The organism is Rhodococcus sp. NPDC127593, from assembly GCF_042671975.1.
Lineage (GTDB): Bacteria > Actinomycetota > Actinomycetes > Mycobacteriales > Mycobacteriaceae > Rhodococcus_F.
Genome location: NZ_JBHXWI010000050.1, coordinates 19,592 through 45,472 on the forward strand (window position 1 = coordinate 19,592; position 25,881 = coordinate 45,472).

Genomic DNA, 25,881 nt, shown 5'->3' on the forward strand with positions numbered 1-25,881 from the left:
CATGGGAGACAGGACGACATCTTGCGCAGCCGATCGGCATTCTCGAATGCACGCCTCGATTCCGATGACGCTTCCGAGGCTGCATCCAGCACTGCCTCTCTCGTCGTGGCCCTTCTCGGGTTCTTCGTCATCACCCTCGACGCGCTGGTCGTGATCGTTGCGCTGCCGCGTATCGCCGACGACGTCGGCGGAGGCATCACCGGGCTGCAATGGGTAGTGGACGGATACACCCTCATGTTCGCCGCTCTGCTTCTGTTCGCGGGCGCACTGTCAGATCGCATCGGCGCGCGACGCACCTACTGCCTGGGTTTGATCGTGTTCGTGCTGGCCTCGGCGGCCTGCGCATTCTCACCGGATCTCGCACTGCTCGTCGCCGGGAGGCTCTTTCAGGGCATCGGGGCGGCCCTGATCACGCCCAGTTCGTTGGCGCTGCTACGCGAAGCGTTCCCCGACTCCGCGAAAAGAGCACGTGCTATCGGCATCTGGGCCCTCGGTGGTGCAGTCGCTGCCGCCGCTGGACCGCTGCTCGGCGGCTCGATGAGCCTGGTGAGCTGGCGTCTGATATTCCTCGTCAACCTGCCCGTCGGCCTTCTGATGTTCGTACTACTCGCCAGGATCCCGAAGTCGGAGCGCCGCGTCGTCCCGTTTGACTGGGTTGGACAGGTCAGCGCACTTGCCGCGCTCGGCTCGCTCACCTACGGCGTCATCGAGGTCGGTGCAGCGGGTGTCGGCAGCCCGCGTGTCGTCGCTGCGGGAGCCGCGGCGGTAGTCGGCGCCCTGGTATTCCTCGCGGCACAGAAATACGGGCGACATCCGACGGTGCCGCTGGACATGTTCAGCTCACGGCCCGTCACCATCGCGATGTTCACTGGCTTCGCGTTCATGATCGGCTACTACGGCATGGTTTTTCTCTTCAGCCTGTACTACCAGCAGGGCCGCGGACTGTCGGTCCTAGAGACCGGAATGGCATTCATGCCGATGACGCTGCTGGTATCGATCATGAACGTAATCGCCGGCCGGGCGACTGCGCGATACGGCCCTCGCGTACCCATAGCGCTCGGGATGGCAATGATGGCTCTCGGCCTCGCTTCACTCTGTATCTGGGCGTCCGTGGCCCCGGTTGCGGTCTTGGCTCTCTTCATGGTTCCGGTGGGCCTCGGCGGGGCACTGGCCATGCCCGCGGTCACTGCCATGCTTTTCGACTCCGTACCCGCCGAGCGTGCAGGAACGGCGGGAGGTGTGCTGAACACCAGCAGGCAGATCGGCGGCGCTCTGGCCATCGGAATTTTCGGATCCCTTGTTGCACACCAGGGCCTCGACGTGGGGGTGCAGACCGGCCTGGGCGTGGCTGCGGCTGTAGCGGTGATCGCCACGGTCGCAGGTCTCGTGCTACGCAGACGAAAATCGGATGCCGTTACGACCGGGTAGCGGCCTTGTCTCGCCGAGTCGCACCGACGAACAGCTTGTTCAGGACCAGAGCGACGAACACCGCCGCGCAACCCAGCGCACCGATCCCCAGGGTCACGTTGACTGCCGTCGACGTGGGGCGAAGGTCCGGTGCGAGATGTGCGGCGAGGACAGCCCCGGATATCGCACTACCGAACGAGCCGCCCACTGTGCGCAGAACCTGATTGAAGCTCACCGCGCTTCCCAGCTCCGCGGCCGCGACGTTGGAGGCAATCAACGCAGGCATGGCGGCGTAGGTCATTCCGATCCCGACGCCGAACACCAGCATTCCGATCATGATCTGCCACAACTCGGCATGAGCGAGCCACAGCCCGAAAGCAGAAATCGCTACCGCGGCCGCGCCGACGAACAACAGGGTGGACATCTCGATGCGGTGAGCCAGGACGCGCACCAATCTGTTGGCGCCAAGACTGCCAGCCGACAGCGGAAGCATCACGAATCCTGCCCAGAACACAGGCAACGCAAGCCCGTATGCGGTGGACGACGGTGCCTGAGCGACCAGGCTCACTATGGACAACGTTACGTACATTGCCGCGCCGAGCCCGATCGCAGTGGCGTTTGCGAGCAATACATCGGCGTTGCGCAACACACCGAGATCGATGAGTGGGTTCGACACGCGCGTCTCGGCGACCGCCCACGCCCCCAGCATTATCCCAGCCCCAACGAACGACGCGATTGTCACGGGCGACGCCCAACCCCAGTTGGCACCCTCGCCGACCGCCAGGAGCAGGGCGGAGAGTCCGATCCCGAGAAATGTTGCTCCGACGAGATCGAACTTCGTAGTCTCCGCTCGATGGTCCGGTCCCGCAGGGACGATTTTCGCAACGCCGACCACAGCGGTCGCCAGAAATACCGCCGCGAAGATGAACGCGGATCGAAATCCGAACAGGCCCGACAGGATTCCGGTCAGCGGGTAGCCCAGTCCGAGCCCGGTGGACACGACCACCGAGATGCTCGAAATGCCGAATTGCACCTTGTCAGCGGCCACGTATCGCCGTGCAACGGCGATGGCCACCGGAACCATGCCATAGGCGAGCCCCTGCAGCGCACGGCCGACGAGGAAGATTGCGAAATTCGGGGCCGAAGCAGCCACCACCGAACCGACGAGAATGACCGCCAGCGCCGTCAGCAGTAGCCGTTTCTTGTGGGGCCCGTCGCTGAGACGACCCATGATGGGCGTCGCGACCGCACCCACGAGGAGGTTGACCGTGAGCATCCACTGCGCGGTGCTGACCGATACGTGCATCTCTTCCGAAATGGTGGGAACCAACAGCATTCCCAGTGAGCTCACAATTGCGCCCGTCAGCGTGGCGTACACCAGCACAGGGAGAAGTGCAGATTGTCGTTTCGTTTCGGAACGCGCGCCGGTCATCGGTTCGATTGCCGTTCGTGTCGTTCGACGGTTCGGAAGACTGCTGGACGCTTAGCAACGAACGCGTCGACACCCTCGATGCCGTCGGGACTCACTGCCGCAGCGCTGATCGCATCCGCCTCGGCGTCGAGATGTTCGGACAGAGACCGGTCGGGCGAGTGCGCCAGAAGTCTGCGGATTCCGTGATATGTCGAACTCGGTCCCGTGGTGAGCGATTGCGCGACACGCATCGCCTCCGCATAGACCTCACCGAGCGGGACAAGCCTACTGAGCAACCCCAATTTCACAGCTTCGTCGGCGCCAAGCACGGAGTCGGTCAACAGTATTTCCCTCGCTCGCGCCACACCCACTATGCGCGGTAGCAGCCAGGACATTCCACCGTCGGGGGTGAATCCGATCGACGGATAGGCCGGTCGCAACTTGGTCGAGGCGTCGCCGAGCGCAACATCGGCGTGCAGCGCGATGCTCATTCCCGCGCCCGCTGCCCATCCGTGTACGGCAGCGACCACCGGTACCGGTGACGCCACGACCGCCCGAACGAAGGCATGCAGGTCGCGGGCCATCTCGGCGACGAAGGCGCCTCGATTCGGCGCAGTAGCGAATCCTCTGACGTCCCCTCCGGAACAAAAATTCGCACCGTCGCCGACGAGCACGACGGCTCTCACCGTAGGGTCGAGCCGGTTCAGTGCCGCCGTTCCCGCCTCGATTGCTCTTGGCGACAACGACGTTCCGTTTGCAGCGGTCGAGATGGCGATCCGCACCACCGTGCCCTCGACCCGAACGTGCTGGTGAGCAGACGTCACTGCACAGCGGCCCGCGAAGGCACGCGAAGAATCAACGCGTCACCTTGTCCGCCGCCGCCGCACAGCGCGGCAGCGCCCGTTCCACCGCCGCGACGCTTCAGTTCGAGAGCGAGGTGAAGTGCGATTCGGGCACCGGACATCCCGATCGGGTGGCCCAGAGCGATTGCTCCCCCGTTCACATTCACCACGGCGGGGTCGATACCCATCGCCCGGGTGGACGCGATCCCGACCGCGGCGAACGCTTCGTTGATCTCGACCAGGTCGAGATCCCCTGTCGTGATGTCCGCTTTCTTGCAGGCCTGCTCGATGGCGCCTGACGGCTGGAGTTGCAATCCGGAGTCGGGCCCGGACACCATTCCGTGCTCGCCGATCTCGGCGAGCCACGTCAACCCTTCCGCTTCGGCGCGCGCCTTGCTCATCACCACGAGTGCACACGCACCGTCATTGATGCTCGACGCGTTTCCTGCAGTCACCGAACCGCCTTCGCGGAACGCGCCGCGCAACGCGGCAAGACTCGCTTCCGTGGTGTCCGCGCGTATCCCCTCGTCCCGGGTGACGATCGTCGTTTTTCCTCGTCTGCCGGGAACCTCGACCGGGACGACCTCGTCGTCGAAGATGCCGTTCTCCCAAGCGGCCGCGGCCAACCGATGCGACCGGGCGGCGAACGAATCCTGGTCACTACGCGAGATCACGTCGTGGTCGTTGCCGATTTCGGTCAGCAAGCCCATCGGTTGATCGGTGAAAGCGTCGTGCAATCCATCGAACGCCATGTGATCGACGAGGGTGACATCGCCGTATTTGTAGCCGTTGCGCGAGCCCGGCAGCATATGTGGGGCCTGGCTCATCGACTCCATGCCACCAGCGACGACGACATCGAACGATCCCGATCGAATGAACTGATCCGCCAATATGATCGATTCGATCCCGGACAGGCACACCTTGTTGATGTTCAGAGCCGGTACCGACATCGGGATGCCGGCCTTCGCCGCAGCCTGACGCGCGGGCATCTGGCCCGCCCCCGCAGTCAATACCTGCCCCATGATGACGTACTCGACGCGTTCGGGTTGTACACCCGCCTTCTCGAGAGCTGCCGAGATCGCGATGGCGCCAAGCTCCACACCGGACAAGCCGGCCAGACCACCCTGGAGTTTTCCGACAGGGGTTCGGGCACCGGCGACAATGACGGAAGTTATACTCATAGAAACCTTTCGATGACGGTAGCGTAGGTCCCACGGGTCTACGACTGGTTGTCTTCCTCGCCGAACACCGACCGCGCGACGGCACATGCCGACATGGCCCGGGGCCAACCGGCGTAGAAGGCCAGGTGCGTGAACGCTTCTTCGACCTCTGCCTCTGTCACACCGTTCGTTTTCGCCAACGCTAGGTGCCCGCGCAGTTGTTCGGTGTTGCCACCAGCCACAAGTGCGGCGACGGTGATCAGACTTCGATCTCGACGCGAGAGTTCCGGCCTTGCCCACACGTCGGCGAACAACACCTCGTCGGTCAGATGTGCCAGTGTGGGCGCGTAATTGCCCAGCGCTTTCTGCGCCATGGTCGGTTCTGGTCGGTCGGTCATGCGGGCGTTCCTGTCTGTTGCACGGTCTGATTGGATTTCACGGACGGCCGAACGGGTGGAACGGTCAGGTCGAAACAGTCGGGATGGTGAACCGAGTCGAAGTATCGACGCACTAACGGGTCGTGCCCGGGAACGACCCAACTGTCCGCCCGTGCGTCGAGGGCTCGGAGCGAGTCGTATGTCGAGTACACCTGCTCGATGTCGTTGAACAGGTTGTACGGTCTGTCCAGGTCGAGTTCCTCATAGGAGTGCACGGCGTCCGAGGCGAGGATGACCTGTCCCGACCCCGCCGAAACCTCGGTCACCAACAGCCCGGGCGTGTGTCCGCCCATCGGCGTCACCGTCACGCCGGGCAGCAGTTCGTGCGGACCGTCGACCAGCGTCAGCCGCCCGGCTGCATTCAATTCCTGGACGGCGTCCAACGCCGCTCTCGGCAATGCCCATTCGAAGATCGCCCGGTTCGCACGTGGGCCTGTCCAGAAGTCGAACTCGGCTCGGCCCATCGTGAACTCGGCGTTGGGAAAGAGCAGAAGGTTGCCGACGTGATCGAAGTGCATGTGCGAAATGACGACGTGATCGACCTGGTCGGCGGAAATTCCCAGCGACTCGAGCAGACGCAACGGGTGATTGTCCATCGCGCGCCCCTTGTCCAGGCCGGCGTTCTCGTCGAAACCGCAGTCCACCAAAATGATTCGGCCGTGACCGCGGATCAGCCAGAAGAAGTAGTCGATACGTACTTCCTCGTTGGGTTCCTGGTACGCATCGAACCGGAAAAATTCTGTGGCCTTGTCACCCTCACGGCTGGCGTACCGAAGCGCGTAGGCCTCGTAGGTCGGCCGGTCGGAGTCGACGTGGGTCACGTTCAGACACCCGAGGTGACAGTGCTGCGTCCCTGCTCCGCGCGCACATCCGCAATGATCTTTTGCACACGCTCACGAAGCGACGGGAACTCGAACCCGAACTCCTTGCGGAGCCGTGAGTTGTCGATGAGGTAGTTGGTGCAGTCGGCTTTGCCGCCGACCTCGTTCTCGAACGAGATACCGGCGCCGGGTACGAACTCCTTGACCAATTCCGCCAATTCGCCCAAGCTCGTTGCAGTGCCGCCCGTGTTGTAGACGTCGTGCTCCGGCTTGGCGGTAAGGGTGATCTTCGCGAAGATGTCGGCCACGTCGTCCACGTGAATGGGCGAACGCATCGCGTCCGCGTACTTGAACGACACCGGCCGTCCCAGCGCCGGTCCGGTGATGATCTGCACGTGGTCGACCGAACCGAAGACCTTGTCGTGGCCGGACACGTTGGCCGGGCGCACGGCGGTGATGTTCATGCCGTGCTTTTCGCGGTAGTCCTTGGCCTGCCACTCGTTGAAGATCTTGTGGGTGGCGTACTGGTAACCGATGCCGTAGAGATGATCCTCCTCGGTCACGAATCGCTCACCGAAGTACGTCTGCTTGCCGTTGACCGCCAACGAGCTACCGAAGACGACGTGCTCGACGTCCGCCAGTCGCGACGCTTCGAAGCAGTTGTCCATGCCGACGACGTTCAATTGCTGCGCGACATGCGGGGCATGGTCGCTACCGAGCATGTACGCAAGGTTGACCACTCGCGTCGGGCGAACCGACAGCATGCTGGCCACGACGTCGTCGAATCGGCGTAGATCGCCCCGGATGAAACGGACCTGCGGCGCAAGTTCCTCGAATCCGGGCGGCGGCGGCGCGATGTCCATGCCGACGACCTCTTCCCCCTGACTCGCCAACAGGCTCGTCAACCGACGTCCGATGAACCCGTTGCTGCCGAGAATGAGGGTCGTCACATTCGATCCTTCCGATTTGGCGGCCATGAGGTGTCATGTCGCACTGAGTTCTCTGTCGAAAATGTGTTCCGCGTCACCGCGCTCCGGATGCGCTCACGCCGACACTCGGCGTGAGGCGGTCGGGCCGCACCGGCCGTTCCGGGCAACCGCGGCCCATCCACCGCATCAGGCTATGACCTCCATCACTTGATTGTCAAGCCCCTGACAGGTAGCGGGATCGTTCGGGGTAACTTGTACGGCCACTGACATACTATGTGCTCCATGACACGGTCGATCGGAACTTCTGCACGCGAACCGCTTTGAGCGAGCCGAAACCGCTCGAACGCGTGCTCACCAGCCGAACCGTACGCACCATGCGAAGGGCCCTCCATGACAACAACCACGGCCGCCGAGAAACCGCCCATCTCGTCCTCCGAACGTGCCCGGGTCGTCAGTTCGACGTTCATCGGAACCGTCACCGAGTGGTTCGATTTCTACATCTACGGAATCGCTGCGGCACTGTACTTCCCAGCGATCTTCTTTCAGAACATGTCCCCCACTATGGCCACCGTCGCATCGTTCGGAACCCTCGCCGGAGGATTCTTGGCGCGCCCGATCGGCGGCATCATCGGTGGACACTTCGGAGACAAGTACGGACGCAAGAAGGTTCTCATCGTCAGCATGATGACGATGGGTCTGGCCACCGCCGTGGTCGGCGTTCTCCCCGGCTACGCCACCATCGGCTTCTGGGCTCCGTTGATACTCGTCGTCGTCCGAGTCATTCAGGGCCTCGGAGCAGGCGCCGAGTGGGGCGGCGGCATGCTGATGCTCGTCGAAACGTTCGGCACCCGCCGTAGAGGATTCTGGGGAAGCGTCGGAGTGATGGGCGTTTCGGCCGGTGGAGTCCTCGCGACCGCCGTGTTCGCCGTGGTCACGCGCGCCTCGGACGAGCAGCAAGAATGGCTGTGGCGCGTGCCGTTCCTGGCGTCGATGATCCTCGTGCTCGTCGGACTGTGGATTCGGGTCGGCGTCTCGGAAACTCCCGCGTTCAAGCACGCACTCGAAAGTGCGCCCTCGGAACCGACGAAGCTTCCACTCGTCGAGGTGGTCCGGAACCACGGCAAGAGCCTGCTCATCGCAATCTGCCTCGGTGCCTCCCACACCGTGGCGTACCAAATCTTCGTCACCTTCTCCAACGGCTACGCGAAGCTTGTCGACGTGCCGGTCGATACCCTGCTGGACTACGAATTCGTCATGGGCGCCATCGGCTTCTTCCTGGTTCCGTTGTTCGGATTCCTCTCCGACTACGTCGGTCGACGCCCACTGATGATCCTCGGTGCCGCCTGGGTCGTGCCCTCGGTGTACTTCCTGTTCCACTTCATGCAGCAGGGGAACATGCCGATGATCTTCCTGTTCCTCATCCTGTCGATGTGCGGACACTCGATGATGTACGGCGCGTTCAGTGCACTGCTGGCAGAATTGTTCACCACACGCACTCGCTACACCGGCGCTTCCATGGGTTATCAGATCGGCGGAGCGATCAGCGGTCTGGCTCCCATGGCCGCCACGTTCATGCTCGCCGGAAACGCAGGGCGCGTCGCGTATGTTCCGCTCATCGTCCTCACCACCAGTGTTCTGGGAATCATTGCCGCACTTGCGGCCCGCGAGGGCAAGGGCAAGGAGCTGCCCAGCTGAGATCCCGCTTCGATCGAAGTGTAGTCATCCCGCCGCAGCGCGGCGGTGAACGAACTGCCGCGCCGCGGCAACAGAAAGGACCCGTCCATGTCGACTCGCGCAACACTCGCCGTGCTTCCGTTGGGAAGCAAGACTTTGAAACTCGAGGAAGCCCTGTTGAGGCCGCGGCCGCACGAGGTCGTGGTGCAGCAGACCGCATCGGGGGTCTGCCACAGCCAGCTCGACCAGATCGAGAACCCGTCTCGCTTCGGCGCTCCCGCTGCGTCCCGTCCGGTGATCATGGGACACGAGTCGGTGGGAACGATCGTGGATGTCGGAACCGCGGTCACCGAGTTCGAAATCGGTGAACGCGTACTCGTGACCTGGGTGCCGCGTACTCGCACACTCGACAGGCTGCCCCTTTCGTCCGAAGTGCCACTGCTCGACGGCCGCGTCGCCGTCACACACAACGTATTCGCCTGGGGTACACATACGGTCGTGGACGAGCTCTACGTCTGCCGTGCGCCGGAGGGAACTCCCGACGACGTCGGCGCCGTCGTGGGGTGCGCAGTCATGACGGGCGCCGGTGCAGTCACGAACACCGCCGCCGTGAAACCGGGTGACAGTGCGGTGGTATGGGGATGCGGTGGCGTCGGTCTCTCGGCTATCGCCGCTGCGAGTATCTCCGGGGCCAAGCCGGTCATCGCGGTGGATGTCGACGATGCGAAGCTGGCGCAGGCTCGTGAATTCGGGGCGTCCCATACCGTCAATGTGCGTCACGAGGATGCGGTTGCGCGGATACACGAACTCACCAAGACCCAGTACACAAGTGGTGCGGACTTCGTGTTCGACTGCATTGCGAAGCCCGAAACCATCCGCTCGGGCCTGGCATCCGTCCGGTCGTCCCACGTCACGCGCACCCCTGGCGGCAGCGTCGTGCTGGTCGGTGTACCCACCCAGGAAGTGAGCCTCGAGGGATTGGACCTGGTTGCGAACGAGAAGCGGTTGATCGGCTGCAAGGGCGGCAATTCGGTGCCCGAGGTCGACTTCGACCGCCTGGTCGGCTGGCACCGGGACGGCACGCTGAACCTCGACACGCTCGTCACGGCGAGATACAGCCTCGACCAGATCAACGACGCCGTGGACGACCTTCAGCAGGGCAAGATCGTCGGTAGGGGCATTCTGGTCCTCTGAGCGACCACGTTACTTCCGACAACCCGGTTTTCGCCAATGAGTCCGCCGCACCGAAGGTCGGTGCGGCGGCTTGTCGTCGGATTTCGTTGTCGCCGAATGTATTTTCTGCTACTCGGTGGATACCGTGTAACTCAACGCAAGCCGGCCACCGTCCGGGTAAACCACCTGACCGGTCATGTACGAACCGTCGTCGCCGGCAAGGAACGCCACGACCGCGGCCACCTCGGAAGGCTCACCGACCCGTCGCAACGGCGTACGCGCGAGCACCTGACGCCGAACCTCCGGCTGCTCGCGGTGAATCGCGTTGGCGGTTTCCGTGCCGATCGTGCCGGGAGCCACCGCGTTGACCCTGATCCCGTTGTCTGCGAGCGCGATCGCCACAGAACGCGTCAGCGCGGAGATCGCACCCTTGGAAGCGGAATACAGAACCAGGTTCGGCGCACCTTGCGCGGCGGTGATCGACGACATGTTCACGATCGATCCGGCGACCTTCGCGTCGATCATAGTGCGGGACACTGCGCGAGTGAACCCCACCATCCCGCGGACGTTGACCGAGAAGATCGTGTCGAACGCTTCGTCGTCGCTTTCCTCCAGCGTGGTGGGTGTGATGACGGCGGCATTGTTGACGAGAACGTGAATCGGTCCCAGTTCGTCGACGATCCCTCGCACGGCAGTGTCGATCTCGGCAGTGCGGGACACGTCGACCTTCACGAACGAAGCATTCAACCCCTTGTCCTGCAGCGCCTTCGCAGCGGCAGTACCGGTTACCTCGTCGATATCCACCACCACGACGTGTGCACCCTCGGTTGCGAGACGCTCTGCGACAGCGAAACCGATGCCCCCCGCCGCGCCTGTCACCACAGCCGTTTTTCCGTCGAACCGCATCGAAAATCCCTCTCGTTCTGTCGCCACGTCTACGTCCACCTGCGCTTGCACGCTCACTTAGGCGCGAAAGTGCTTGCGTCGATGACGAATCGGTACCGAACGTCTCCTGACAGGACTCGCTCGTACGCCTGGTCGATTTCGTCGGCACTCACCGTCTCGATCTCCGCGGCGATACCGTTGCTTCCGCAGAAGTCCAGCATCTCCTGAGTCTGCACAATGCCGCCGATCAGCGACCCTGCAATCGACCGTTGCTTCGAGATCAACGAGAAAGCGTTCAACGACAGCGGTTTCGTGGGCGGTCCGATGATGACGAGGGTGCCGCCCACATCGAGCAGACCGAGGTACGCGTCGTAGTCGAGATTGACGGGAACCGTGCAGATGATCAGGTCGAACGACGATGCGAGAGTGGCGAACTGCGCCTGGTCGGAAGTGGCGACGTACTCGTCGGCTCCCAACCTCAGGCCGTCGTCTCGCTTGTCGAGCGAAATGTCCAACACCGTGGTGCGCGCACCGAATGCTTTGGACATCTGCACGGCGATGTGGCCGAGTCCGCCGAATCCCACGATGGCGACGCGTGAACCGGTGGTGACGCCGTACCGACGCATCGGGGTGTAGACGGTGACTCCGGCGCACAGCAGCGGCGCGGCCTTGTCCAGCGGCAAGGCGTCAGGGATACGAACCACGAAATTCGCGTCGACCACGATGCGGTCGGCGTAACCGCCGCGGGTCGGATTGCCTGCGCGGTCCAGGCCGTTGGCAGTCTTGACGTCGCCTTCGACGCAGTGCTGTTCCTGACCGTTCAGGCAGTGCGCGCACTTCCCACACGAGCCGATCATGCACCCCACACCGACCCGGTCGCCGGCTGCGTACTCGGTGACGTCGGATCCCACGGCGGCAACGGTGCCAGCGATTTCGTGACCCGGAACCAGCGGAAAGTGTGTGCGTCCGTAGTCGTCGTGGGCGTGGTGGATGTCGGAATGGCAGATGCCCGAGTGCAAGATGTCGATGAGCACATCGCGCTTGCCTACATCTCTGCGCTCGATAGGGGTTGCTTTGAACGGTTCGTGAGCTCCGTAGGTGGCTCGCGCATTGACAGTGATCATGTGTTTCCTCTTCGCTGGAGGCCGCGAATCGCAGGCAATGACCCAGCCCTTCGGTTCGCCGATGCGAAACCTGGAAACGACTCGGTTCGGGACGACCGATCGGACTGTGTGCCACACCACACTAGCCGGAACACCTGCATATTGTCAATGACAAGACAATCGGGTTGGAACTACTACTTTGCTACCGCATCCGCATCGGTCTGATGGGCGCCGGATCCGACTACTAGCTTGGACAGCAGATGGGTCAGCTGCTGGCGCTCGTGCTCGCTCAGTGCCGAGAAATAACCGGCTTCGGTGTCATTCTGCGCGGGAATCATTCGCTCGACGAACTCGCGTCCTTCGTCGGTGATGGACACCGGCGCCAGCCGTCGGTCGTAACTCGAACCCCGCTCGCGGGAGATGAGACCGTCACGTTCGAGCGTCGTCAACACACCCGATACGGCCTGCCGACTGAAACCCGACAGACGCGATATGTCGCGTGCCTCGATCGGATCGAAAATCCAAATCATCGTCAACGCCCGAACGGCAGCTGACGAACGGTTCGTTTCGTTGAAGATCTCGGATTCTTCACGTTGAACGAGAACGTTGGCAGCGCGCTTCAGGTTCGTTGCGAGCCGCAGGGCAGACTCGTCGAGGTGCGGATAGTGGTCCGTCACCACGGAGGCGATGACGTCCTCCAGATCACGCGAATGCACGTTTCGGGCCTGATGCCGTTGACGAGTCAAGTCCCCACTCCATATCTGCCCGCCCCCTTGAGTGGGCCTAGGCTTGCTCTAGACAGTCAAGTGTAGGACAGATCACATGGGCTTTGCTCATCAGCGCGCCGAGACGAGCGAACAAATCACTCCGTCAGTGCCTTGCCTGCCATTTCTTTGGCCGGGACCAACGCCACGATGCCGAGGACGCCGGTGACCACCAGAGTGATCGGTACCCAGCCCACGTTCGGCGCACCACCCGACGCTTTCAGGATTGCAGTCGCACCGAGTGGCGCGAGTCCAGCGAGTGCACCGCATATCTGATAACCCATCGAAACACCGGTGTATCGAGTTCGGGTGTCGAAGTGCTCTGCGAGAAACGCCGCCAGCGGTCCGTATGCCATGCAGTGGCCGACTTCGCACAACACCAGGGCAAGGAGAATCATGCTCTGGTTCTGACCGTTGATTTGAGAGAACAAGAAGTACACCGCGGGGATCATCAGGATGATGCCGGCAGCCATGAGCGGCTTGCGTCCGACTCGGTCGGACAGATAACCGAACATCGGCGTCATCGCCAGCGCCATGAAACCGATGATCGTCTGCGAGTTGAGGAGGTGGCTGACATTGCCGTCCACCGCACGGGTGTAGGCAGTCCCGAACGTCACGTAGATCTGGTACGGGAGACTGGCCGCCGTCGCTACCACGACAACGATCAGCAACATGCCCTTGTACCGACGCATCATGTCGACGAACGGTGCCGCTGATTCCACTCGCTTTGCAATCGAGGCCTTGAACGCGGGGGTCTCGGATACTCCCAGCCTGATCCAAAGGCCGACTCCCACAAGAAGCGCCGACGCAATGAAGGGGACACGCCACAGGTACTCCTGCTGCTCCGCCGGGAACCGAGTGATTATCGCGAAAGTGAGTGTCGCGAAGACTCCGCCCGCGAACACCCCGGTGTTTCCGAGGCTCGCCCAGAACCCGCGACGGCGACTGTCGAAGTGTTCTGTGATCATGAGGACGCTGCCGCCGTATTCGGCACCCGCGCCGATGCCCTGCAAGAGCCTGGCAATGATGAGAAGCACGGCCGCCCACACACCCCAGATGTCGTACCCGGGCAGGAGCCCCACCACGACGGTGCTGCCTCCCATCAGAACCATACTTGCGACCAGCACCTTCTTTCGTCCATAGCGGTCCCCTATGTGCCCCCCTATCAACCCGCCTACCGGACGAATCAAGAACCCGCCCGCCAGCGTGCCGAACGATGCCAGTGTCCCGACGAGCTGAGAATCGCTAGGAAAGAAGATGGTCGGAAAGAACAGCGCCGCCGAGATGCCGTAGATATAGAAATCGAACCACTCGACCGTGTTGCCGAGCAGCGACGAAACAATGATCCTGCGACGCTCGCCGCGTGAAGTTCGCGGCGCGGTGGCAACTGCTGCTGAAATGTTGTTGGACATGGTCCCTCACATGAATGAGATGTTCGAGCGGCAGTCGACGTGATCGCCGGCCGGCTGATGTAGCAAGATGCACTTCGCCTACGGGCAATTGTGATCTGCGCGACAAGCGTAGGACCGCCGTTCCATCATTGTCAATACCAGGACAGACCCCTCCTTGACCATTGACAAAGATCAACGGTGTGATGTGTCCTTGAACAGGCCCGAGACTGTGCCCCCGGTGACGGAACAGGCACGTCGACCGGCACCGAGTCCGGCCGGACCAGCGCGAGCGCGACGCCGTTCTCGAACACAGGTCTCCGCTCGACACAACGATCGCCATCACCGCCGCAACGGAGGACAGCCCGTGTCGAATCTGAATCGCATGCTCGATGACGCAGTGGAACAGCAGGATGTGCCATTCGTCGTAGCGATGGTTGCGAACTCCGAAGGCACTGTGTGGCAGGGCCAGTCTGGATACGCAAACCCGTCCCACCGCGCCGGCCCGCGAACAGTGTTCAAACTCTTGTCGATGACGAAGGCCATCGGAAGCTTGGCGGCAATGATTCTCGTTGACCGCGGCACATTGACGTTGGACACCGAGGTAGCGTCGGTCCTGCCGGAGTTCGACGAATTACGAGTACTCGAGTCGATCGGTGTCGGCTCACCCGAATTTCGACCTGCACGCCGACGCGCAACACTGCGTCATCTCCTCACGCATACGTCCGGGCTTTCCACGAAGACATTCGACCGCAAACACCGGATGTGGGAAGAAACCACCGGGGCACCGAACGTGCACACGGGAACCCTCGCATCCATGCGCTATCCGTTGATGTTCGATCCGGGTGAGGGGTTCACCTACGGGATCGGGATCGATTGGGTCGGCCTGCTGGTCGAGCGCATCGACGGGCGTCCCATCGACCAGTTCTGCCGACACGAGATATTCGGCCCCTTGGAAATGCACGACACATGCTTCGAGTTGAATCCTCGCGATCAGCTGGCGGACCTACGGATACGAACCGCACATGAGGATTTCGCGGATTGCGCGTTCGCGTCGCCCATTTCGAACCCCGAGGTGTACAGCATGGGGCACGCCGTGTTCAGCACCGCCCCTGACTACCTTCGATTCCTGCGAATGATCCTGGGCAAGGGTGAACTGGACGGTCGGCGAGTAATCAGTGCGCGCTCGGTTCACGAGATGACGACCAACCAGATCGGCGACATGTCCGTACCCGTGCTCGAATCGACGTCGCGCGATGTCTCGGCGGATGTCGAGTTCTTCCCCGGGACTCGCAAGACGTTCACGGCCGGTTTCATGCGCACTGAGACCGACGTCCCGACCATGCGCCGCGCCGGGTCCCTGAGTTGGGCCGGGGCCGCCAACACACACTTTTGGATCGACCCCGTCAGTGACCTTGCCGCGGTGTTCATGACGCAGACATTCCCGTTCTGCGAACCACGATTCATGGACCGGTACGCGGCATTCGAACGTGCCGTCTATCGGCTGTTCGCACCCGAGTGGAGCTGAAGAACCGCCTTCTCGACGGAGACGACAACGGGGGCCCTTCACCGATGCCCCCTCTGGGACAACAGAAAAGGACCCCCGTAGGTAATAGGGTCAGACGCGGCGGAACAGCGCCGCCAGAGCCTGTCCACCACCGATGCACATCGTAACGATGCCCAGTTCACCGTCGGTCCGCTTCAGATGCTTGGCAACACGCAGCGTCAGGTTGGCGCCGGTAGCACCCACCGGGTGACCGAGTGCGATAGCACCGCCATAGGGGTTCACCTTCTCCGGATCGAGCTTTGCATCGCGGATGATCGCGAAGGCCTGGGCGGCGAAGGCCTCGTTCACTTCGAAGATGTCGATGTCGCTCGGCGACAGGCCTGTCTTCTCGAACAACGCCTGTAGCGCCAGAACCGGGGTGTACCCCATGAGCTCGGGTTCCATGGCCGCGGTCGTCACGGCCTCGAGGCTCACAAGCGGGCTCAGACCGTGTTCGCGGGCGTACGACTCGCCGGTCACGACCACTGCGGCCGCACCGTCGTTGATGCCCGAGGAGTTGCCCGGCGTGACCGTGCCCGAGTCCTTGAACACCGTGGGCAGGCCCGCAAGCATTTCCAGGGTCGTATCGGCACGCGGGTGTTCGTCCTCGGTGATCGTCTTCGGACGCCGTCCGCCGATCTCGAAGGGAACGATCTCTTCGGTGAACGCAGCCTTGGCCGCCGCGCTCGCTGCCCGCTGCTGCGACTGCAGGGCGAATTCGTCCTGCTCCTCGCGGGTGACGCCGTACTTGCTGGCGACATTTTCAGCAGTGATGCCCATGTGCACGTGGCTCCACGGATCGGTGAGCATCATCAGCGTGCCGTCCTGCAACGCAACATCTCCGAGGCGCCGACGCGAGCGATCGCTGTAGTCGTAGAACGGCATCCGCGTCATCGACTCGTCGCCGCCTGCAACGATGACATCGCCGCTGCCCCAACGGATCTGCTGTGCCGCAGACCAGATGGCCTGCAGTCCACTTCCGCACAACCGGTTGACGTTGAAAGCCGGGGTCGACTTGGGCAAGCCTGCTGCGAGTGCGACACGACGAGCGTTGAACGCATCCGGTCCGACGCCACCGACCTGGCCCATGATGACCTCGTCGACAGCGGCCGGAGCAACGCCGGAACGCTCCAGCGCCTCGGTCACCACGTGCCCGCCCAGTTCGTGCGCAGGAACGTCCTTGTATACGCCCGAGAATTTACCGATCGGCGTACGAGCGCCGTCGATGACTACAACTTTTTCGTTTTCCATATCAATTCCTTGGTTCGAAGACGTGTTGCCATGGCTTGCGTATCGGGACTATCGGCCGACCCAACGCGGAGCGCGTTTTTCGGTGAACGCGGTGACTCCCTCGACGGAGTCGGACGACGATCGGACGACGTTCTTGGCCTCGGTCGTGCCGACCCAGTTCTCCTTGTCCGCGTGCGCGTACAGCGCTTCGACGGCATGGAGCGTTTCACGGATGGCGATCGGCGCCTGCGCCACGATGACCTCGGCCAGCGACACCGCCTCCTCCAAAGCGTGTTCGGGCTCCACCACCTTGTTGACCAAACCGAGCTCGTAAGCTCGCTGCGCACCGAGCCGAGCACCGGCGAGCAGCATCTCCCTGGCAACGTTCAGTGGCAGGGCCCGAGGGCCACGGAACAGACCACCGCATTCCGCGACCAGCCCGAGTCCGACCTCGGGAAACGAGAACGTGGCAGTCGTGGACGCCACGATCATCGTCGCGGACAACGCGATCTCGAACCCTCCACCTGCAGCCACGCCTTCGACTGCGGCAATGATCGGTTTGGTCAGCCGACGACCGGCGATGCCGTACGGTCCCCCGCGCTTCGTCGGGGTACCCGCCGAAGCGACGATGTCCGTTCCTGCGCAGAAGAACTTCGGTCCGCCGGTGAGAACTCCGACGAGTGCCGAATCGTCGTCCTCGAACTCGTTGAGCGCCGCATCGAGTGCCTCGGTGGTCACGGCGTCGAATGCGTTTCGCTTCGCCGGTCGATCGATCGTGAAGATCGAGATCGGGCCGCGCTTTTCGACTGTGACGGTCATACCACTACCTCGGACTTCCTCGACTCGGCGAGCTGGCTGAAGAAGGTCAACGCAGCCGGATTCGACACCGCCGCGAGATCTGCAACATCTCGCACCGCCGATCCCGCCAGAATCCGCTTCACCGGCACTTCGAGCTTCTTACCGGACAGCGTCCGCGGCACTCCGTCGATCTGGTAGATCATGTCCGGAATGTGGCGCGGTGACAGCTTGGTTCGGAGCGCATCGGCCACAACCGACCGCATGTCGTCGTCGACGCTCCTACCCGCAGCTGGAACGATGAACAGGATCAACTCGCCGACATCGCCTCCGGCCGAATCGAGATGCACGATCAGACTGTCCGCGACATCGTCCAGTTCTTCGACCACACGGTAGAACTCGGACGTCCCGAAACGGACGCCGCCCCTGTTGAGAGTGGCGTCGCTGCGGCCACTGATGACGCAGTGCCCGTCCGCTGCGACGGTGATCCAGTCACCATGGCGCCAGATACCGTCCCAGTGCTCGAAGTACGCGGCCCGGTACTTCACACCGCTGTCGTCGCCCCAGAATCCAACGGGCATCGACGGTATCGGTGCTGTCACGACCATTTCACCGACCTCGTCGGTGAGACTCTTACCGTCCGCCGACCACGCCTCGACGCTGACCGCGAGCTGCCTGCACGCGATCTGGCCGGAGCGCACCGGCAGGACCGGCGCACTTCCGACGAAAGAGGTGCAGACGTCGGTGCCGCCGGACGTGGAATTCACCCGGATGTTCGGCCCGAGTTCGTCGTACAACCACTCGAAACCCTCTTCGGGCAACGGCGCACCGGTGGAACCGATCTCACGAATCTTCGACAGATCACCCAACTGGCTCGGATTCATTCCGGCCTTGCGGCACTGCATCAGGAACGGGGCCGAGACACCGAAGTACGTCACGCCCAGATCGATTGCGGTGTACCAGAGATCTCCGAGTTCGCGACTCCCGGGGTTTCCGTCGTACATCACGACGGTGGACCCGACGAGCAGATTCGACACCATGAGATTCCACATCACCCACCCGGTCGTCGAATACCAGAAGTACGTGTCTTTCGGGCTCAGATCGTGCTGCAGACCCTGCAACTTCAGCATCTCCAGGGTGACGCCTCCGTGTCCGTGCACGATCGCCTTGGGCAGACCGGTGGTCCCGGAGGAGAACAGGATCCACAGGGGATGGTCGAAACCGGCACGGTCGAACACCAGCGGTGTCGAACCATCCGAAAGGAAGTCGCTCCAGGCAATCATCGGCCGGGCGACCTCGCGGCCCGGGTCCAAGTACGGCAACATGACCGTTCGGTCCTGCAAGCCGAGAGCGTCGACTATTTCGGCGACGTGCCCGGTCCTGTCGATGTCGCGCTCGCCGTAAACGTAACCGTCGACCGCAACGAGCACCTTCGGCTGGATCTGTGACCACCGGTCGATGACGTTGGTGACGCCGAACTCCGGCGGGCACGCGGTGTAGATGGCGCCGAGACTTGCGCACGCCAGCATCAAGACGAGAGCCTCGGGAATGTTGGGGATGTAGGCGGCCACCCGGTCGTTCTTCACGACACCGAGCCGCACGAGGCCGGCCCGAGCCCGCCCCACCTGATCGCGAAGCTCCGCTGCAGTGACCGCGAGGTCATGGCGGGTCTGCGAACGGGCGCGTACGACGACGTCGTCCTCACCGCGGCCGGCCAAGCGCAGCATCGCTTCGGCGTAATTGATCTCGACATCGGGGAACCAGGTCGCGAAAGGCATCGTCGAGTCCGTCAGCACCCGCTCGCGTGAACCGGAGCTCGGCACGTCGTAGAAGTCCCACAGCGTCGACCAGAAACCGTTCAAATCCTCGACAGACCAAGACCACAACTCGTCGTAGCTGTCGAACCGACGACCGGTGCGCTCACTCGCAAGCGAGGCGAACCGGCCCATTTGCGTTGTCTCCCATACATCGGCGGGAGGCTCCCACAACGTGCGCGCCATCAGCTGGTTCCGTCTTTCTTTTGGGCGTCGTCCTCGGCGGGCACGAACACCGGCAGCGGCCAGCCGTCGGCCGTGCGAATGTCCAATTGCATCGGCATGTCGACGATCGGGTCGGACCCGCGCAGGTCGAGGGGTGCGATCATCCGCGGCCCCTCGTCGAGTTCGATTACTGCTACCTGGTAGGGCAGCTTGTCCTCGAAGTACGGGTGGTAGGCGATGTGGTAGGTCACCCAGGAGACGAGGCGGGCCGAGCCGGACGCCGCCACCCACTCCCAATCCGGTGACAGCGATACCGGGTCCTCGGTTCGAGGTGGCATCCATGCGTTGACGGCACTCTTCTGAAAGACGAGTTCGCCAGCGCGTAATGCGTCGAAGAAGTGCTGTTCCAGCTCGTCGAGATCGGGAACGGGAAGCGCAGCCTGCGTCGTCACGTCGTCCTCCGTTGTGTCCTGGCTCATCGACCGAGGATGAGCGTCGAGTGTGTTGTCATGGTGCCGCCCTGGGTACCGACGATTGCCTTGTCTGCGTCCTTCACCTGCGACGTCGACTCACCGCGAAGCTGACGTACTGCTTCGATGACCAACTGCATGCCGGGCATACCGGTCTCGGAGAGCAGCCCGCCACTGGTGTTGGTCGGAAGGGCACCACCCAGTTCGAGTGCACCCTGCTCGACGAATTTGCCGCCCTCACCGGGCTTGCAGAATCCGTAGTCCTCGAGCATCGTTAGAACGGTGATCGTGAAGCAGTCGTAGAGCTGCGCAACATCGATGTCGGAGGGCTTGAGTCCGGACATCGCGTAGGCCGTTTCGGCCGATTGCTTTGCGGCGGTGGACGTCAGCACCGGGCGCTGCTCGACCTCCCACGACGTCTGTCCCTGGCCGAAACCGAGGATGGAGACGGCGTTGTCGATCCCGAGCGATTTCGCCCGTTCTGCACTCATGACCACGACTGCGGCTCCGCCGTCCGAGATCAGGCAGCAGTCGTCACGGTGCAGAGGTTCCACGATCCAGCGTGCGGCCTGATGGTCCTCGATTGTGATGGGCTTGCGCAGCTGCGCACGCGGATTCGCGGCACCGTGCTTACGCATCGCGACGGCAATGGCGCCCAACTGTTCGCTGGTGGTGCCGTACTCCGCCATGTGCCGTTGCGCGATCATCGCGTATCCGGACGGTACGCCGAACCAGCCGTACAACCCGTTGATGCCCTTGGGCTTTCGGTAGGCCTGCGGCGTTCCCGACCGCGGATTGTCCGCGAAGCACACCAGGGCGACGTCGCACTGGCCTGCGTCGATCGCCATCGCAGCCATAGCGATCATGCTGCCGTTGGCCGCTCCGCCCTGATCCCAGACACCGCCGACGCGAGGCATGATGCCCATCGCCTCGGCAAGCTTCTGACCGTAGAACGACTCGATCAACGATGTCGGGCACTTGACGAAAAGACCGTCGACCATATCTTTTTCGATTCCGGCATCGGCGAGAGCGTTCCTGGCCGCTTCGATGTTCATCGACACCGTCGAGCGGCCCGGCAATTTGCCGAACGCAGTGTGGCCCACACCTGCGATCACTGACTTCCCGCGCATCAGATAGCTCCGTCCACTTCGAGTTCATTCAAGTATTCGTCCGAATATCCGAGCAGTTCGCTCAGCACTTCGCGTGAGTGCTGGCCGAGCCTCGGACTCGGTGAGAGGTCGTCGGGTGTTCCGTAGCCGAATCGCATCGGGTTGCTGACCGCAGTGATGGGACCGAGTTCGGGGTGATCCATCTCGCGCAGCATGCCGCGGTGCCAAAGATTGGGATCGGCAACAACTTCGGGAAGTTCTTTCACCGGCGAGCAGGGAACACGCGCGGTGAGCAACAATTCCTCGATCTCCGCTCGGTACAACGTCGCGCTCCAGTCGGCCACGATCTTGTCGACCTCGTCCATCAGGTCGACGCGGCCCTTGAGCGTGGTGAAGCGATCGTCGCTCGCGAGTGCGTCGCCGCCGATGATGGTTGCGAGCGACTTCCAGTGCGCGTCCGTCACACAGAGGATTGCGATGTAACCGTCGCGTGCCTCGAATGTGTTGTACGGAGCTTCCGCGTTGCCGGAGTGGCGGTTCCCCGTGCGCCACGCCTCTTGGTTCGGGGCCCCACTGAACAGCAGACCCAGCGCCGACATCAATGACGGGAACGTCGATTCCTGCATGGTGACCTCGACGACGTCGCCCTCACCCGTGATCGATCGCTGGTACAGGGCCGAGACGATGGCACCGTACAGGTGCACGCCCGCCATGAAGTCCGCGATCGCCGGGCCGGCTTTGACAGGTGGCCGATCCGGGAAGCCCGTCGTGCTCATGACGCCGGTCATGGCCTGAACGGTCAAGTCCATCGCGGGGAGGTTCCGATACGGACCCTCTTGTCCGTATCCGGATGCCCGACCGTAGACCAGACGGGGGTTGAGGTCGCGAAGGACCTTCTCCCCCAGCCCGAGTCGATCCATCACCCCGGGAGCGTAATTCTCGAGTACCACGTCCGCCTTCTCGGCGAGGCCGAGAAAGGCGTCGCGGCCCGAGTCCTTCTTCAGGTCGAGCTTGAGGCCACGCTTGTTCGCGTTCAGAACCGCGAACGGGTAGGCGCCTCCGCCCACCGCACCGCGGCGGCGGAGGTTTTCACCTCCGGGAGGCTCGACCTTCACGACGTCGGCGCCTGCGGACGCCAGCAGGAATCCTGCGTAACCGCCTGCATAGATCTGGCCGAGATCGAGCACTCGTACTCCGGCAAGCGGCCTACCCATGTCGGTCATGTCATTCTCCTCTGAAAGCTGGTGGGCGACGCTCGGCGAACGCGTCCGGCCCTTCTTTTGCATCCCAGGTCGTCTTGAGGACCTTCGTCATTGCTTGTTCCATGCGCAGGCCTGTCGCGAGATCCATATCGCGCGAACGCAGGGCGAGTTCCTTGGACACCTGGACTGCGAGAGGCGCGTTTTTGGCAATGCGCGACGCGTAGTCGTGTGCTTCTTCCATCAACTTGTCCGCGGTCACGACCTTGTTGACCAGGCCCCAACGCTCTGCTTCGGTCGCAGTGATCGGATCGCCCGTGAGCAGCAGATCCATCGCAACTGCCTTGGGGAGGTTCTCCATCACTCGCTGGGTGCCGCCGTTACCGGCGAAGATTCCGCGCTTGACCTCGGTCAGACCGAAGGTCGCATGCTCGCTGGCGACGCGAAGATCGGTGGCGAACAACAGTGTCATACCCCCACCGAGGCAGTAACCGTTGACCGCTGCGATGACCGGCTTCCACACTTCCAGCCCTCGGTTGAGTAACTGGTCCTGCTGTGTCATCCAGAAATCGGCAGGCTCTTCCTCGGCCTGGAGGAAACTCTTGATGTCGGCTCCGACGGTGAACGACTTGTCACCGGCGCCGGTCACGATGGCGACGCGCACATTCTTGTCGTCACGGACCCGAGTCCAGGCGTCGGACAGATCGCTGTACGCCGCCTTGTCCATAGCGTTGAGACGCTCGGGACGGTTGATGACAATCGTTGCGACGCCCTCGGAATCGAGGTCGAATTCGATACTCATCGCTTCTCCTTGCCGATCAGGTCGCGAGCGATCACCATGCGATGGACCTCGGACGGTCCTTCACCGATCCGCTTGATTCGCATCTCGCGGTACCAACGCTCGGTAGGCATCTCCTTGGCGACACCGAGGCCACCGAGAATCTGAACGGCGCGGTCGACGATGCGACCCGCTGCCTCTGTGGCATGCACCTTGGCGATCGAGGCGTCGATCTTGAAGTCCTGGCCGAGGTCGGCCTTCCATGCTGCCTGGTAGGTGAGCATTCGCGAGGCCCGCAGCTCGATCTCCGAGTCGGCGAGCATCCACTGAATGGCCTGCTTGTCCGCCAGACGGCTGTTGAACGTCTCGCGATTCTTGGCGTGCTCGACGGCGAGGTCGAGTGCCGCCTGGGCGACACCGATGACAGCGGCCGCGTACGTGACGCGGTTGTTGACCAGCCACCGCTGAGCGAGTTCGAAGCCACGACCGGGCTCACCGAGCATGTTCTCGGCAGGAACGCGCACATCTTCGAAGTTCAGCTCGTAGGGCGACCACGAACGAATGACGGGAATCTCGCTCATCGTCAGGCCCGGGGTGTCGGACTCCACGATGAAGCAGCTGATCGCGCGGCTGCCCTTCTCGTCACTGGTGCGGGCGAACACGATTCCCCAGTCCGACTGACCGGCCTTCGAGATCCAGGTCTTCGCGCCGTTGATGATCCAGTCGGACCCGTCCTGACGCGCCCTGGTACGAATCGCGCGAGCGGGGTCTGCGCCGCCCGAGGGCTCGGAGATCGCGACGAAGGTGTGCGATCCCTTCTCGATCGTCGGCAATGCCCACTGCTTGATCTGATCGTCGTTGCCGTCGAAGATCACGTTGGGCGGATCCCACCCGAACGTTCCTGCGGCCGGGACGTAGGCACCCATCCGGCACTGCGACGCCTGCTCGGCGACAACCACCTGCGACAGCAGGTTCAGTCCCGCGCCGCCGTACTCGGTGGGTGATTCGATGCACCACAGACCCGCCTGCTTTGCGCGCTTCTGCAACCGCTCGAGGTCGTCGGGAAGCAACTCGTAGGCATCCGTATCGACCTTGTCCTCGGCGGGACGCACCTCGTTCTTCATGAACGACGCGACGACGGACCGCAGGTCTTGCAGCTGCTCCGGTAACTCCCATGCGCCGAACGAGTCGGCGTCCGATCGGGTTACTCCTGTCGACACTTGTCTACTCCCTAATTCTTCGGTCCTGGGACCGTCGCTCGACGGTCGGAGGTTGGTGCATGGTCCGAGGCGACCAGTCGAGCGAGCAGCTCGACCAGTGTTCTGAGTTCGTCGTCGCCGAGAGCGCGGAAGAATCCCTGGTGAACCTCGTTCTGAGGCATCAGATATTTCTCCACGAACTCTTGACCGGCCGACGTGACGGTGATCGGCATCAACCGCTTGTCTCCCTCGGTCTCGTACTCGCGTTGCACGAGTGCGTCGCGCTCGAGCGTGGCAAGACATCCGGAGACCGCTTGACGTGTGACACCGGACAGCCGCGCGAGGTCCTTCGCCTCGATCGGGCCGAAGGCCCACACCATCGTCAGCACTCGCAACGACGCCGAGGTCCGTCCGGTGACCGACTGGAGAATCCGGCCCTCACGCTGGTTCAGAACGACGGAGGCGCGCTTGAGGTTGATCGATGCACGGAGAGCAAGTTCGTCGATATCGGCTTGCTTGTCGATGACCGCGGAGGCCAGCAGACTTTCCAGGTCACCGGGCACAATTGCCGGCTTGCGCTCTGCTGCTCGGCCGTTCACCGACATTGCGTCTTCCTCTCGCCTTCGTTGCCGTACTCGAGACGGCATGACCTTCGCGACTACTGCTGTCTACTGTGGCTCACGCCATAGGTTTGTGTCAAGTCCTTGACAGTCTTGTTGTTGACTTGCCCTCGGCCCGGCCCGGAAGTCGGTAACTACACCCGAACGGTCAGATCCACACAATCTTCGTCGACGGCTTTGAATCGCGTCATGACCTGGCGATCGTGTCCCGCAACGATCGACACGTCCGGGTGCGATGCCAGCTCGTTGAGGTAGACGAAGCCCTTGTACATGCCCTCGAGGTCCGTGAAGACCCAGTACGGCCGGTCCCGTTCCAACTCCTCGTACAGGTGAATAGCGTCGGAAGCCACGACGACGGTCCCCGTCGGTGTCGTCACCTCGGTGATCATCGAACCCGCCGTGTGCCCGCGAATGGGGGTGGCCTTGATACCCGGCAGAATCTCCTCCTGGCCGTCCACGAGGTGAACGCGGCCCTGTGCGTGCAGGTCCACCACCAACTGGACCTCCGCACCCTCGGCATGTCGGGCCAGGTGAATCCGGTCCGCGAAAGGCCCTGTCCAGAAGGCAAATTCCTCTTTGGCAACGAAGAACGTCGCGCTGGGAAAGAGGTCGACGTTGCCGATGTGATCGAAGTGCATGTGCGAGATCACCACATGATCCACGTCTTCCGGTGTCACGCCGAAGCGTCCGAGCAACTCGACCGGAGTGTGATCCTGGAAGTAGCCACGCACCGGGGTGCGGACGTCGTCGTATCCGCAGTCGACGAGAATCACTCGGTCGTCGTTGCGAATCAGCCAGAAGTAGAAATCCATCGGCACTTGTTCGTCGGGCTCACCGAAGATTGCGAAGTCGTGAAACTTGCCGGCCTTGTTGGTTTCGATCGAGGCGTAGCGAAGCGCGTACGCCTCGTACTGCGCTGGAACGGACATGAGGCTCCTGTCGTTGCGTGGTTCGGTATCGAG

The 25,881-nt window shown here is 62.7% G+C and carries 24 protein-coding genes; 4 read left to right on the forward strand and 20 right to left on the reverse strand.

Going from position 1 to position 25,881, the window contains the following annotated elements; translation table 11 throughout:
• The first annotated feature begins 105 nt into the window (after positions 1-105).
• A complete protein-coding gene (locus tag ACFVJ3_RS35940; protein WP_378456599.1) occupies positions 106-1,428 on the forward strand; it encodes an MFS transporter in 1,323 nt (440 codons plus the stop codon).
• Here the strand turns inward: ACFVJ3_RS35940 and ACFVJ3_RS35945 are convergent.
• Genes ACFVJ3_RS35945 through ACFVJ3_RS35970 form a run of 6 tightly spaced genes read right to left on the reverse strand, consistent with a single transcriptional unit; the run spans position 1,415 to position 7,028 of the window.
• Positions 1,415-2,839, reverse strand: a complete 1,425-nt coding sequence (locus tag ACFVJ3_RS35945; protein WP_378456600.1) for an MFS transporter — start codon at positions 2,837-2,839, stop codon at positions 1,415-1,417. The two genes, ACFVJ3_RS35940 and ACFVJ3_RS35945, sit on opposite strands and share 14 nt — an antisense overlap.
• Positions 2,836-3,642 (reverse strand): enoyl-CoA hydratase/isomerase family protein, encoded by an 807-nt coding sequence (locus ACFVJ3_RS35950; protein ID WP_378456601.1) that lies wholly within the window; start codon positions 3,640-3,642, stop codon positions 2,836-2,838. Before ACFVJ3_RS35950 ends, ACFVJ3_RS35945 begins: the two co-directional genes overlap by 4 nt.
• Positions 3,639-4,841 (reverse strand): acetyl-CoA C-acetyltransferase, encoded by a 1,203-nt coding sequence (locus tag ACFVJ3_RS35955; RefSeq protein WP_378456602.1) that lies wholly within the window; start codon positions 4,839-4,841, stop codon positions 3,639-3,641. Before ACFVJ3_RS35955 ends, ACFVJ3_RS35950 begins: the two co-directional genes overlap by 4 nt.
• 38 nt (positions 4,842-4,879) lie before the next feature.
• Positions 4,880-5,218 carry a carboxymuconolactone decarboxylase family protein gene (locus ACFVJ3_RS35960; protein ID WP_378456603.1) on the reverse strand — a complete coding sequence of 113 codons (339 nt, stop codon included), beginning with the start codon at positions 5,216-5,218 and terminating at the stop codon, positions 4,880-4,882.
• Entirely contained in the window at positions 5,215-6,078 is an 864-nt protein-coding gene (locus tag ACFVJ3_RS35965; RefSeq protein ID WP_378456604.1) for an N-acyl homoserine lactonase family protein, read from the reverse strand. The genes ACFVJ3_RS35960 and ACFVJ3_RS35965 overlap by 4 nt, the downstream gene beginning before the upstream one ends.
• 2 nt (positions 6,079-6,080) lie before the next feature.
• Complete coding sequence (locus ACFVJ3_RS35970) at positions 6,081-7,028, reverse strand: NAD-dependent epimerase/dehydratase family protein (RefSeq protein WP_378456605.1); 948 nt, start codon at positions 7,026-7,028, stop codon at positions 6,081-6,083.
• 369 nt (positions 7,029-7,397) lie between these two features.
• Between ACFVJ3_RS35970 and ACFVJ3_RS35975 the strand changes: the two genes are divergently transcribed.
• Both ACFVJ3_RS35975 and ACFVJ3_RS35980 read left to right on the forward strand, forming a co-directional pair.
• Positions 7,398-8,702 carry an MFS transporter gene (locus ACFVJ3_RS35975; RefSeq protein WP_378456606.1) on the forward strand — a complete coding sequence of 435 codons (1,305 nt, stop codon included), beginning with the start codon at positions 7,398-7,400 and terminating at the stop codon, positions 8,700-8,702.
• An 87-nt stretch (positions 8,703-8,789) separates the two neighbouring features.
• The gene (locus tag ACFVJ3_RS35980; RefSeq protein WP_378456607.1) at positions 8,790-9,875 is read left to right on the forward strand and encodes a zinc-binding dehydrogenase; all 1,086 of its coding nucleotides are present in this window, start codon (positions 8,790-8,792) and stop codon (positions 9,873-9,875) included.
• Positions 9,876-9,983: 108 nt separating this feature from the next.
• Here the strand turns inward: ACFVJ3_RS35980 and ACFVJ3_RS35985 are convergent, their stop codons facing one another.
• From ACFVJ3_RS35985 to ACFVJ3_RS36000, 4 genes are all read right to left on the reverse strand, one after another.
• A complete protein-coding gene (locus tag ACFVJ3_RS35985; RefSeq protein WP_378456608.1) occupies positions 9,984-10,760 on the reverse strand; it encodes an SDR family NAD(P)-dependent oxidoreductase in 777 nt (258 codons plus the stop codon).
• A 53-nt stretch (positions 10,761-10,813) separates the two neighbouring features.
• Positions 10,814-11,863, reverse strand: coding sequence for an NAD(P)-dependent alcohol dehydrogenase (locus ACFVJ3_RS35990; RefSeq protein WP_378456609.1), 1,050 nt, complete (start codon positions 11,861-11,863; stop codon positions 10,814-10,816).
• A gap of 173 nt (positions 11,864-12,036) precedes the next feature.
• Entirely contained in the window at positions 12,037-12,522 is a 486-nt protein-coding gene (locus tag ACFVJ3_RS35995; RefSeq protein ID WP_378456610.1) for a MarR family winged helix-turn-helix transcriptional regulator, read from the reverse strand.
• Positions 12,523-12,704: 182 nt separating this feature from the next.
• Positions 12,705-14,018 carry an MFS transporter gene (locus ACFVJ3_RS36000; protein WP_378456611.1) on the reverse strand — a complete coding sequence of 438 codons (1,314 nt, stop codon included), beginning with the start codon at positions 14,016-14,018 and terminating at the stop codon, positions 12,705-12,707.
• A gap of 361 nt (positions 14,019-14,379) precedes the next feature.
• Between ACFVJ3_RS36000 and ACFVJ3_RS36005 the strand changes: the two genes are divergently transcribed.
• Entirely contained in the window at positions 14,380-15,522 is a 1,143-nt protein-coding gene (locus ACFVJ3_RS36005; RefSeq protein WP_378456654.1) for a serine hydrolase domain-containing protein, read from the forward strand.
• Between the two features lie 90 nt (positions 15,523-15,612).
• Here the strand turns inward: ACFVJ3_RS36005 and ACFVJ3_RS36010 are convergent, their stop codons facing one another.
• The 10 genes from ACFVJ3_RS36010 to ACFVJ3_RS36055 all read right to left on the reverse strand — a co-directional run bounded on the left by ACFVJ3_RS36010 (position 15,613) and on the right by ACFVJ3_RS36055 (position 25,848).
• Entirely contained in the window at positions 15,613-16,791 is a 1,179-nt protein-coding gene (locus tag ACFVJ3_RS36010; protein WP_378456612.1) for a thiolase family protein, read from the reverse strand.
• A gap of 48 nt (positions 16,792-16,839) precedes the next feature.
• Complete coding sequence (locus ACFVJ3_RS36015) at positions 16,840-17,589, reverse strand: enoyl-CoA hydratase-related protein (protein ID WP_378456613.1); 750 nt, start codon at positions 17,587-17,589, stop codon at positions 16,840-16,842.
• Positions 17,586-19,565, reverse strand: a complete 1,980-nt coding sequence (locus ACFVJ3_RS36020; protein ID WP_378456614.1) for an acetoacetate--CoA ligase — start codon at positions 19,563-19,565, stop codon at positions 17,586-17,588. The genes ACFVJ3_RS36015 and ACFVJ3_RS36020 overlap by 4 nt, the downstream gene beginning before the upstream one ends.
• Complete coding sequence (locus ACFVJ3_RS36025) at positions 19,565-20,023, reverse strand: Zn-ribbon domain-containing OB-fold protein (protein WP_378456615.1); 459 nt, start codon at positions 20,021-20,023, stop codon at positions 19,565-19,567. The genes ACFVJ3_RS36020 and ACFVJ3_RS36025 overlap by 1 nt, the downstream gene beginning before the upstream one ends.
• The gene (locus ACFVJ3_RS36030; RefSeq protein WP_378456616.1) at positions 20,020-21,144 is read right to left on the reverse strand and encodes a thiolase family protein; all 1,125 of its coding nucleotides are present in this window, start codon (positions 21,142-21,144) and stop codon (positions 20,020-20,022) included. The genes ACFVJ3_RS36025 and ACFVJ3_RS36030 overlap by 4 nt, the downstream gene beginning before the upstream one ends.
• Complete coding sequence (locus tag ACFVJ3_RS36035; RefSeq protein WP_378456617.1) at positions 21,144-22,346, reverse strand: CaiB/BaiF CoA transferase family protein; 1,203 nt, start codon at positions 22,344-22,346, stop codon at positions 21,144-21,146. Before ACFVJ3_RS36035 ends, ACFVJ3_RS36030 begins: the two co-directional genes overlap by 1 nt.
• Position 22,347: 1 nt before the next feature.
• The gene (locus ACFVJ3_RS36040; RefSeq protein ID WP_378456618.1) at positions 22,348-23,124 is read right to left on the reverse strand and encodes an enoyl-CoA hydratase/isomerase family protein; all 777 of its coding nucleotides are present in this window, start codon (positions 23,122-23,124) and stop codon (positions 22,348-22,350) included.
• Positions 23,121-24,320 (reverse strand): acyl-CoA dehydrogenase family protein, encoded by a 1,200-nt coding sequence (locus ACFVJ3_RS36045; RefSeq protein WP_378456619.1) that lies wholly within the window; start codon positions 24,318-24,320, stop codon positions 23,121-23,123. The genes ACFVJ3_RS36040 and ACFVJ3_RS36045 overlap by 4 nt, the downstream gene beginning before the upstream one ends.
• An 11-nt stretch (positions 24,321-24,331) precedes the next feature.
• Entirely contained in the window at positions 24,332-24,904 is a 573-nt protein-coding gene (locus ACFVJ3_RS36050; RefSeq protein WP_378456620.1) for a MarR family winged helix-turn-helix transcriptional regulator, read from the reverse strand.
• A 149-nt stretch (positions 24,905-25,053) separates the two neighbouring features.
• On the reverse strand, positions 25,054-25,848 hold the full coding sequence (locus tag ACFVJ3_RS36055; RefSeq protein ID WP_378456621.1) for an N-acyl homoserine lactonase family protein: 795 nt from the start codon (positions 25,846-25,848) through the stop codon (positions 25,054-25,056).
• Positions 25,849-25,881: the final 33 nt, after the last annotated feature.